A 2,598-nucleotide genomic window follows, 5' to 3' on the forward strand; every position below is an offset into this window, starting at 1 on the left:
TCACCCACAGGACCACGGATCGCTTGAGGACATCACGCTCCATCCGCAACTCGGCGACCTCAGCGCGCAGGCGCTTCAACTCGTCGTAGTCGCCCGTGGACAAGCTCGAGGACCCGTCCCGCGCGGCGCGTGACCTGGTCACCCAGTTCCCCAGCGTGCCCTCGTTCACCCCGAGATCGCGCGCGACCTGCGCGATCGGCTTCTTGGTCTCTTCGACGATCCGGACCGCTCCCTCACGGAACTCCCGGTCGTACTTCTTTCGTGTCTCTGGCATCTCGATCCTCATTGTGGATGCCTCCACGGTCCGGGGGGAACCTCACTCCTTTGGGAAGAGCCCCGAAACCTCCGCCCGGTCCTGGCCGTCAACTGCCGTCTCGTACCTGCCACCGCTCCAGCCCCCCAGCCTTCAGCCCGATCCAGTGAAGGCTGTTGCTTGGACGCTATGACCCTGCCGCCCCGCGACTCACAAATGTCGACTCGCCAAGAAATCGGCGTTTGGAATCCAGCGTTGTGCGACCGCCAGCATTAGTGCCGATAGTGTAAACGCGTCGTCCAATTCACCAGTCGACATGAGTTTGAGCATCAATGGCGCGGATAACCAGACCACCTCATCAACTTCCCTCACGTCAAGGACTGATGCGACCGTCCCGGGTACTTCCGCGCCCACTACCGCGACCCGGGAAGTGAGAAGGCCCGAGTCAGGTGTTACCCACCCGAGAAGCCTCGTGTTCAAAGAATCGAGGCCTGTTTCCTCCTTGAGCTCCCGTCTGGCGTCCTCTTCGGGGGCACCGCCTTCCCCAAAACCTCGAGGGAATGCTAGTTGAACTCTGCCGAGTGGATAGCGATAGGTCTTGACCAGGCAGAAATCCAAGCCTCGCCGGGGGATCACGACAACACCGTGATCGTTCGTAGGCTTAGTGCTGATTCGAAGATACGTTCCTCGAGTTCCGTCCTTGAATCGCACGTCATCGTCCCACACCTCAATGAATCGATTCTCATAAACAAGATGCTCAAACTCGGTGTGAATCATGACTAACAACCCCTTAACGAGTCACGAAGACGCTACGGCTCACAGCCCGTGCCACTGCATTACCAGACGTCCAGTGACCAAATGGGAGCGAGGCAGCGGCGGCCTCTAAAATAGAATTAACGATCTGAGAGACGTCAAGTTCCTGTTTTAGCCAACTACTAATCCCCGCTGAAGCAGCACGCACAAGCAGAATGACCGCGGGACCCTCCCAATGGAAGGTCGCCTTTCCGCCCAGTATTTGCCCAATGAGCCGGCCATGTGCTGCCAACGCAAAGTTCAATTGCTCAAGGTTGCCTTGCCTCGCGGCGTCATCCAGGGCGTTAGCTGATCGCACAAACACCGGATTGGCCCAGTTCCGTAGTACTTCGACGATGCAGTCCAGCAGCGCATTTTCGAGACTAGGGCCAGAATGGTTAGCAGCGAAAGTCTCACCAATATCGAAGGCTGAATGCCGATTTACGGACACGCTGATCTCAAATTTGGCATCCCGATCTTCGGCGAAAGACTCGCCGAGACTCAAAGACCCCGTCCTACGCGCGCTTGCCAGTTTGTATGCGTGAACTGCGGCATTCTGAGACTCATGAAGATTCCATAATTCGGTCGAAGCACCCAAGCCGGTCGCAACCAAGGTAGAGCAGAGTATCGGTGCAGTGCCAATGCTGTCGCAAACTATGACATTGTAGAGAGTGTCTATGAATTCTAAAACCTCTGCAAAGGCGACATCCGAGCCAGCCACTTCGCGCACGGAAAGACCGCCTTGGTGGCCCGGAAAGGGAGATTGGCTGTGGATTCGACCCCTATAATTCAAAGGATCATTCGCGCTACCATTCGCAAGTACAGAGTCGGCCGCTAAGCGAAGTCTGTCCAGTATATCGAATAGTGTCGATTGCGAACTCCGCTTTCGAAATTCTCCATTCTGAAGAAGTTGACGGATGGCGCTCGACATGCTGATGCTTTCCCGCTCTGTGGGCTGAATGACGGCCGAGGTGCCCTTTCGCGCTCCGCGTAGGAGTGCAGCCATTCCACGCAGAGCCTCTTCGCGCTCGCCTCCAAGGCGCTCACCCAAGGCTTCAAATTGGCCCATGCGAATGCGTTCCGATAGGCTTGAGCATAAGTCTTCATTACCAACCAACTCTTTGAACAGCGAGGATTCGAAATTGCCTCTACCAATCCCGGCCACGCGTTCCGCAGCGGCGTCGGCGAACGAATCGGCTCCATAAAGGTGCAGGAGGATGGGAGGTTGCTCAGATTGCCCCGGGGAGGATTCCTTTTTGGCGAAGGCCTTTGAGAGTACATAGAATGCCCACGAGTCTAACGCGTAGGATTGTTGAACAACTAGCGATCGACCCAGGGCGAGAACCAATAGGCTTTCGACTAACGCTTGCAAACGCTCCGGCGAGCCCGATTCGCCAGTTGCGTCGTCGAAGATGGCTCTCGTCGAGTCCAGGGATTCAAGGTATGTCGCTCCTCGCATGAGTTCATCATGGAGCGATAATGCGAAGTTGTCTAGCCTCGATCGTGAGACTGTCCGACCAACGGTGTAAGTGGCCCGACACGCCAACGAGGTT

Annotated in this window: 3 protein-coding genes; all 3 read right to left on the bottom strand. The window is 56.5% G+C overall.

Annotated elements, in window-relative coordinates; genetic code table 11:
* Positions 1 to 274, bottom strand: a 274-nt coding sequence (locus tag BN13_RS17980; protein WP_048549300.1) for a transposase, incomplete at its 3' end; no start/stop codon positions are given.
* A gap of 189 nt (positions 275 to 463) precedes the next feature.
* Positions 464 to 1,030 carry an NUDIX hydrolase gene (locus BN13_RS18975; RefSeq protein WP_084733867.1) on the bottom strand — a complete coding sequence of 189 codons (567 nt, stop codon included), beginning with the start codon at positions 1,028 to 1,030 and terminating at the stop codon, positions 464 to 466.
* A 13-nt stretch (positions 1,031 to 1,043) separates the two neighbouring features.
* A complete protein-coding gene (locus BN13_RS19485) occupies positions 1,044 to 2,504 on the bottom strand; it encodes a hypothetical protein (RefSeq protein ID WP_157038681.1) in 1,461 nt (486 codons plus the stop codon).
* Positions 2,505 to 2,598: the final 94 nt, after the last annotated feature.

The organism is Nostocoides jenkinsii Ben 74, from assembly GCF_001046875.1.
Classification (GTDB): Bacteria; Actinomycetota; Actinomycetes; order Actinomycetales; family Dermatophilaceae; genus Nostocoides_A; species Nostocoides_A jenkinsii.

Bases quoted from the DNA above. Each gene is read 5' to 3' on its own strand.
- BN13_RS19485 (WP_157038681.1), bottom strand. From the start codon at position 2,504: ATGCGAGGAGCGACATACCTTGAATCCCTGGACTCGACGAGAGCCATC.
- BN13_RS18975 (WP_084733867.1), bottom strand. From the start codon at position 1,030: ATGATTCACACCGAGTTTGAGCATCTTGTTTATGAGAATCGATTCATT.